Below are 7,357 nucleotides of genomic sequence, written 5' to 3'. Positions count from 1 at the left end.
CTGCTCACCGACTTCTTGAAGGGGTAGGATTTGCAGATACTCCCGGACTTGGGTCTCTTGCTACGAGCGGAGCTGCACTCACCCGTGCCTACCTTCCCAGTTGTGATCTTGGTATTATGCTCATCGATGCCGGATCAACGTTGACTGCAGAGGATATTCAGACGGTGTATTCTCTTCAGAATGCAGGAATTCCTGTTCAGATTCTGGTAAGTAAAGGAGATCTACTCTCTGATGAGGAGGCCCGTTCTCTGTGCGAATATATCTCCTCACAGATAGCGGTGCGATGTGATGATCATTATCCGGTCCATCTGGTCAGCACCCGGAAATCTCACCGCCATCTCCTGGATGCCTGGTTTGAATCAGAGATTCTCCCGCTCGTGAAAGATGCACGGGATATGAAAACCCGGTCTCTCCAGCGAAAGATCGGTCTGTTATGGGAGGCGGTTTCCAATGCACTGTCAGAGGAGGAGAAAGATCCAGAATTAACACCCGAACGTGAACAGGAACTCCTGTCTGTTGAAACTGAACTTCAAAATGGGTCTGCTCACATAGAAAAGACCCGAAATTATACCCTTCATCAGAGCAGGAATCTCTTCTCTGATCTTTCTCCATTATGGGAGATGATGACAGAGCATGTTATTCAGTCCATGAATGGTACTGGTGCACAGGGGGAGATGCAGTCCCTTATCAGAGACGATATCGTGGGATATGTTCACCAGGAGATAACTCCGGTGCAGGACAAACTTATAGAACTTGCATCACAGCTGGATCTCATCCTTGAAAAGAGTGCTGTCATCCTTCCCGTACCTGGTTTCGGGGATAGTGTAGATCTCCGGTCAAAGATTCATGATATGCCACGATATGATACCGGTTCTCTTGATATCTCTTTCTCACTTCCGGTCTATTCTGCATTCCTGGGCCGGGGTTTTCTTGAAAATACTATCAGATCAAAATTAAAAGAACTCATGAAAAAAGAACTGAAGATGAGCTTTGACGCATATAAACGGATCTTCGTTCGCTGGACTGAAGAAATGATAGGTTCTCTTGAAAAGTCATATGAGAATACGGCCGGTCAATACCGGGCAGGAATAACAAGAATGCTAAAAAATCACCGATAAAGTAAGAAATCAGGTTCTTAACCGACCATAATCCATATAATCAACAGAGTAAACCGAAAAAATGGTTATAGGGGTCTTTTTGGCCGTAGATGATGATGTCCTCGTTTTCGAATTACCTTCCGAATATTGTCCATGTATGATCTCATCCATACATTTATTCCCATTCATCGATTATCTTCACATTCTGGTGAGCAAAAAACCTATTAAGCATATTCATCAAATATATGTATGCAGGTGATGGGGTTCACCTTAATTGCTCTTTTCAGCTAATGACCCCTGTGTGAGAACATAAAGGAGGTATATATGCACACATTGACCTGTATGAAAGTTTTCTGTTCTTTATCAGGCGGTTAGCTGTCGTTCCATACAGTATTGAACGACTCATACCATCGGGATAAGCACGCAGGAATGCATTTCGGATAATCCTGTTTACGATGGTATACTATGCTGGCACCGTACCTGTAATCTGCAGCGATGAAGTCCGCTTGGAAATGCCTCACTGGCTAATGACTTCTCTGTAAAAAATAATAGGTGTAACTTTGCAATCTGCAGAAGGAAGGGGCACAATCCTTGAAGATAGTTGTACTGCACACGTTGAACTAAAGAACATAACGAAATATTACCGGTATCCATTTGGCGATGTTATCGCATTAAAATCAGTCAGTTTTGATGTTCATGCTGGTGAATTTATAGCCATAATCGGGCCCAAAGGATCAGGAAAATCGACTCTTATCAATATTATCGGTTGCATGGAAACCCCGACATCCGGTTTTTTGAGAATTCTTGATACAGATCTCATCTCCATCGATGAGAAAGAGCTTGATAAATTCAGACTTGAGAATATCAGTCTTATTTCGCCGTTATTACGACTAAACCCCCAAAAGTCTTTACGGCAAATATTACAGGATCGTCTCATCTTTAAATACCCGTCGTCATGTTCACAGGAAAAAATTCTATTCTCTCTTACCAAAGCAGGAGTTCCTCAGTCATATTGGGAAATTCCAACAGAAGAACTCACTGAAGAGATGAAACTTCGTGGTTCAATCGCCCGGGCACTGGTTACTGATCCCACCATACTCATCCTGGATGAACCATTAAAAAAGATTGATACCTCTTCGATGCTTGAGGTTCTGGTTCTTCTGAAAGTATTGAATAATCAAGGAATTACCATTATTATTGCCACAGAAGATCCGATCATTGCACGGCGGGCAAATCGTCAGTTATGGCTTCATGAAGGGAGTCTGATGGAGGATAAAAGAGTTAAAACGGATGGAAGATTTGTTAGTGATGACTCAACTTTTCATAGGAATGGTCTGATAAGGACACAGGGCTTTGATACAATCAGGTATAGTGGAAGAAGTACTCTTAATCCTGAATAATTCGGATTTCAGATACGTTCAAAATATTTTTAAAATTTCTATAATTTTTTCTCGATGAATATGGTTGATTTAGGTACGTGATTACATTTCATTATTTAGCTCTCCATCATTGTGTGATGCAAAATACATCTTATAATACTCCTGTTTTCGTTCCAGAAGATTTTCATGCGTTCCGATCTCCATAATCACTCCATTTTTTAACACAACGATAGAATCAGCATTCCGGATGGATGTTAAGCGGTGGGCAATCACAAGAGTTGTTGTGACCTGTGAGACGGAATCAATGGCTTTCTGAACCGATGCCTCTGCTATGGTATCCAGAGCACTCGTTGCCTCATCAATAGACCAAACCCTTTGATAAAATATCTCAACTCACAGAGATACCGGTATGTACTCTTCATTGAATTTTCCTGATGCATCAGGTAATGAGTTCATGAAACATCGTAACAATTCTGGTGGAGATCTCTATTCCATCCTTAATTTCACCATCATCACTCCATATCCGGCCCATCACCTGAGTTTAAAAAAAATATGAGGTATTCGTTCAATATGGAATTTTCACGTCATCATCTTCCAGATCGCGAAACTGTTCACCAGTCCCGGTCCATTTGCACCACGGACAACAGGCAACACCGATAACCTTTCCCCGGTTTAACCGGTCATAGGGTTTTTCGTACCCGAATATCTCCGACCCGCAACATGGACATTGTGTCATGAATTCTCACCCTGATACAGTTGTTCCCGTTCTTCAATATAATGAAGGACCATTTTGCATTCAGCAAGGCGGTCAGCAGTCTTTTCAGCATGTTCTGTCCTGAATTGGATTGCAGTCTCAATTGCTCCCTCGGTTGCTTCGATAATCCGATCAATATCAGATTCAAATTCGCTATTGAACCGGAGGAAGGTCATATTGATATTTTGCAAAGTGGCCCACCGGATATTTTCCGAATTATGCAGGATGAGCTGCATGATATTATCAGAAACTTCTGAGACTATCTTTCCTTTCCGAATTGAAAGGGGAAGTAATTTTCCTGTTATTCCTTCAGTCAGGATACCCATCATGGTCTGCCATCCCTTTCGTGCAACCCAGTATGGCTCATGCTCAAGGGCCCAGACCTTCTTCTCTCCGGTCTCATGAAGGGGAATATCAAAATAACTGGAGGCAGCCATTCTGATAGAACGGATAAGTTCATCGACATCCCGCTGATGTTCATTCAAAATGACACTGACGGTCTGTTCGGTTGTATGAGAAATAATCCGAAGTTCATGCTCAAAATAGTCCGGAATCTCATCGGCAATCACATCATGGACCTCATCCGCTTTATACCCGTTCTGTTCCAGAATTGCGATTGCCTTATCTGTGAAATGTGACGCTGCTTTTTTCCGGAGATCTGCAACCGTCTCTTCAAGCCAGGTGATAATCCTTGTCTGATCACCGGCAAGAATATCCTTTGTCCTGACCTGATGAAGGCGTGCCTCATCAATCTTTGCCCTGAAGAGATCGAGTTGCCGCTGCAGGTCACTCATCGGAAGTTCCAAGGATCTGACCTCGAGAGCCTTTCTCATCATCACATCCCGAATAACCACCGCGGCTTTTTTCCGGATTGCCGTTGCGAGAACAGATGTCTTCTCTTCAGCAAGGAAAGAAACCAGATGGTCAGAGACTTCAGAAAGCCCGCTTCTCTCCCAGAGGTCCGGATCCTTCTCTATCTGAGCAGTAAGACCCTGTTTTGCAGAGACCGGGTATATCTGAACTTCTCCGGAAATCCGGCCTTTTTCAACAAGCGTTTTTTGGATAAACTCACTGACAACGGATATGTCTTCCTCGTTCAGATAATCTATCTTATTCAGGAGGAAAAAGATCCGGGGAATTGCATCCGTTATCTGATGAAGGAATTCAAGTTCTATCTCGGTGATCGGCGGATCAGATGAGACCAGAAACAGCGCAGCATCGCACTGGGAGAGGAAATTTACCGTCATTTCGGTGTTATGCTTATGGGTTGAACCAACACCAGGGGTATCGATGAGCACGACCCCTTTTGCCAGTATCTCTGCCGGCCAGGTCAGTTCTACCTGGAGTACCTGCAGTCTGTTCTTTGGATTTGACTCTTCAGATACATAGGTCTCAATAAACTTCCTAATGAGGGTCGTGTTATCTGAGGTAAAAATTGCATCATCCTTCCCGTCAATATACTTTACTCTGACAGTTTTTTCCTGATTATACGTAATAAGGGTTGGAACTGCTGTCAGGGGGATGACTGAACTTGGGAGAACTGCATCACCTAGAAGGGCGTTTAAAAAGGTGCTCTTCCCCCGTTTGAACTGTCCCAGGATAGCAAGATGAAAACGCCCGCTTTCCAGTCGGGAGATAAGACCGGATAATTGTTCCTTGTATGATGCATAATCAGGACCAAGTGATTGCAGGAGTTCATAGTCACGTGTAAGCAGGGAGCCTGTATCGTGTCCGTCTTTGTGCATGTAGTTTCTCCACTTCTGTAATGATGGCTGTGTCGCCGATTCGATACATCCAATAGGAGTTATCAGCCCGGACGGCGGTTGTGGTGAACTCCATCACCAGTATGCCATATATGTATGTATTATGGGTGTATTGACATCTTCCCTGTTCACCGAAAGGTATGCTCTGACATATCTGACTTTTCATAAAAGACCGTACGGGTCTCCTGATCACTGTTTTGCCAGTACAGGTGTATCTTTTTTATAGACTCCACTGCTGCATCTCTCATCTCCGTATCCTGCTCTGACTGAACGATGGAGGTAAGATATGGCTGCGCCGGTTCATACCGGATATTTCCAAGAGACTCAACAGCGATGAGCCGGTACTCCCGGACCGGGTGAGAAAGACATGTCATGAGTGTCCCTGCAAGCATCTCTTCTGAACAAAGATGAGTACTCTTACAATTCGGGCAGAATGATGCCTCTCCCTCGATTTCATGCCAGCATGAAGAACAATACTGTGGTGTCATGTACCTATCACAACGCGTCCTGTATTACATTTAAAACAAATCATGTCACCAGTTCCAGCCTGGTTTGTTATACAACCCGCACAGACTCCGGATTGCATACCAGGTATATTCAAGTGTGGAATTCCCTCCAAATCCGGATCGTGCATATCCTCCATTTGCATTTCTGCACTTATCCAGGTACAGGAGGCATTGGGTGCGGTTTGGAACCGGACGGTTGAGTAATCCGGCAAGAGCGATTCCGGCATCCAGATGTTCAAGATATCCGGGATGAGAGGAGGGAACATTTACAAATCCTGATTGTTCATCGATACAACTGGTAAGAAATGAATAGATCCTCTCTGTATCAGTCTCAATATCGAATGCATGCAGAATCGCTACCGCATGCCTTGTCTCAATAAGGGTTGCCTTATCACGACCAAACCCCCCGGAAGGGTGCTGCCACCGCTGCACGTCCTCCTGAATCTTTCTCTTCTCTGATTCGGAATAAGGTATGCCTGCCTCCTTACAGAGTACTGCATAGCAATAAAGTGATTCAAATAAGGATGCAGATTCAATTGTTCCTGATGAAAATATCTTCGGTACAGGGCAGGATGACAGGTGAGTGATGAGTTGCTCAGGGATTGTTCCGGTCAGATACCGGTATGACCAGAAAAGATACCAAAGCCGGTATAACCCTGATGTCCCCTGTGTCTGATCAACAAAGCGGGAAAGATACTTCTCTGTCGTTTCGTCTGAATTTACTGCCTGCTGGGTCATTAAGCAGCCCAGGGCATACCAGGTATCAGACAGATTTGGTTCATCCAGCTGAAAAAAACAATATCCGCCACCCGGACAATGACGATCAGAGATATAGCGAATCGTTTTTTCTTTTTCACCTTCGGATAACATACGCCTTCCGGTAGAAGTCATTAGCAGCTGGCGGTTTTCGGTGGACCTCATCACCGGCAGTCAGATGAAGGTGCGATCTGCTCATCTTAGTATGGATATAATCCTATATGAGGATATGGCAAAAGTATTCATAATCAAACAATAATCTCATCAAAGCAGGTCTGAAAAAGCGTGAGTGAGTATACCACTTCCCACCGGATCTGATCATCGTATGGTCTTGAAACTACATGCTCTTGTCCCTTCAGGACATTCCCACATCCTCATGTTTGCTATTCGGTGTTACTGGCCTCTAAAAAAATCCTGTTATACAGATCTTCTCCATAACTGGTCTGCAGAGGTATTCCTTCTCTCACTTTATAGGTTCGTTCTCCATCCGCTTTTCGTTCAGCCCTGAGGAACAGTGCATTTTCTCTCCCCTCTTCATAGAGCGTTCGTGCAAATTCGTACAGATGAGTGACACAAATGACTTTTATCCGGTTATCCAGGAGAGCATTGACGATCTGTTTTGAGATCTCTGATCCTTCTCTCTCATTGGTAGCGGCAAATGATTCATTCAATAAAATCAGGCTATTGGGCCTCATGCCGTCAATAATCCTGCTCATCCTGCCAAGTTCCTCATCAAACTTTCCACTCTTCATGCAGTGGTCTTCTTCCCGTTTAAAATGGGTGAATAATCCGGCACATACATCAGATGAGTACGATACCGCTGGAACCACACATCCGCACTGTATCATAAGCTCTGCCTGTCCGATACTTCTGAGAAAGGTTGATTTTCCTCCCCTGTTTGCTCCGGTGATGATTACGAGGTCTTTCTCTGCTGCATTCGTATCATTTCCGATGACCGGCTCTTCCATTCTGAGCGACAGAGATACATCATACAAGCCCTGAAAAGACAGAGTTCTGGTTCCCACTTCGGACGGGACGGGGAAACAGACCGGCTGGCCTTTTTGCATGAGCGTTTCCCGAAGCTGCAGGCATCCGATGTAAA

The 7,357-nt window shown here is 44.3% G+C and carries 7 protein-coding genes and 3 riboswitches; of the genes, 2 read left to right on the top strand and 5 right to left on the bottom strand.

From position 1 onward, the window contains the following. Both LDL35_RS13455 and LDL35_RS13450 read left to right on the top strand, forming a co-directional pair. Window positions 1-1,118 (top strand): hypothetical protein (locus tag LDL35_RS13455; RefSeq protein ID WP_304023343.1); only part of this gene is annotated, 1,118 nt, incomplete at its 5' end. 224 nt (window positions 1,119-1,342) lie between these two features. Continuing rightward, window positions 1,343-1,404, top strand: a riboswitch (Fluoride riboswitch). Window positions 1,405-1,657: 253 nt separating this feature from the next. Next, window positions 1,658-2,497 carry an ATP-binding cassette domain-containing protein gene (locus tag LDL35_RS13450; protein ID WP_304023340.1) on the top strand — a complete coding sequence of 280 codons (840 nt, stop codon included), beginning with the start codon at window positions 1,658-1,660 and terminating at the stop codon, window positions 2,495-2,497. A 544-nt stretch (window positions 2,498-3,041) separates the two neighbouring features. Here LDL35_RS13450 and LDL35_RS13445 read toward each other — a convergent pair. From LDL35_RS13445 to LDL35_RS13425, 5 genes are all read right to left on the bottom strand, one after another. Further along, the gene (locus tag LDL35_RS13445; protein ID WP_304023338.1) at window positions 3,042-3,212 is read right to left on the bottom strand and encodes a hypothetical protein; all 171 of its coding nucleotides are present in this window, start codon (window positions 3,210-3,212) and stop codon (window positions 3,042-3,044) included. Then, complete coding sequence (locus LDL35_RS13440; RefSeq protein ID WP_304023335.1) at window positions 3,209-4,975, bottom strand: dynamin family protein; 1,767 nt, start codon at window positions 4,973-4,975, stop codon at window positions 3,209-3,211. Before LDL35_RS13440 ends, LDL35_RS13445 begins: the two co-directional genes overlap by 4 nt. A gap of 46 nt (window positions 4,976-5,021) precedes the next feature. Then, a riboswitch (Fluoride riboswitch) is annotated at window positions 5,022-5,082 on the bottom strand. A 39-nt stretch (window positions 5,083-5,121) separates the two neighbouring features. After that, complete coding sequence (locus LDL35_RS13435) at window positions 5,122-5,481, bottom strand: HEAT repeat domain-containing protein (RefSeq protein ID WP_304023332.1); 360 nt, start codon at window positions 5,479-5,481, stop codon at window positions 5,122-5,124. Between the two features lie 45 nt (window positions 5,482-5,526). Continuing rightward, entirely contained in the window at window positions 5,527-6,369 is an 843-nt protein-coding gene (locus tag LDL35_RS13430) for a hypothetical protein (protein WP_304023329.1), read from the bottom strand. Between the two features lie 4 nt (window positions 6,370-6,373). Continuing rightward, window positions 6,374-6,433, bottom strand: a riboswitch (Fluoride riboswitch). A gap of 205 nt (window positions 6,434-6,638) precedes the next feature. Next, window positions 6,639-7,357, bottom strand: a 719-nt coding sequence (locus tag LDL35_RS13425; protein WP_304023327.1) for a hypothetical protein, incomplete at its 5' end; no start/stop codon positions are given.

The organism is Methanospirillum hungatei, assembly GCF_020216685.1.
In the GTDB taxonomy this organism is placed as follows: Archaea; Halobacteriota; Methanomicrobia; order Methanomicrobiales; family Methanospirillaceae; genus Methanospirillum; species Methanospirillum hungatei_B.
This window is presented reverse-complemented; position numbering and strand designations above follow the sequence as displayed.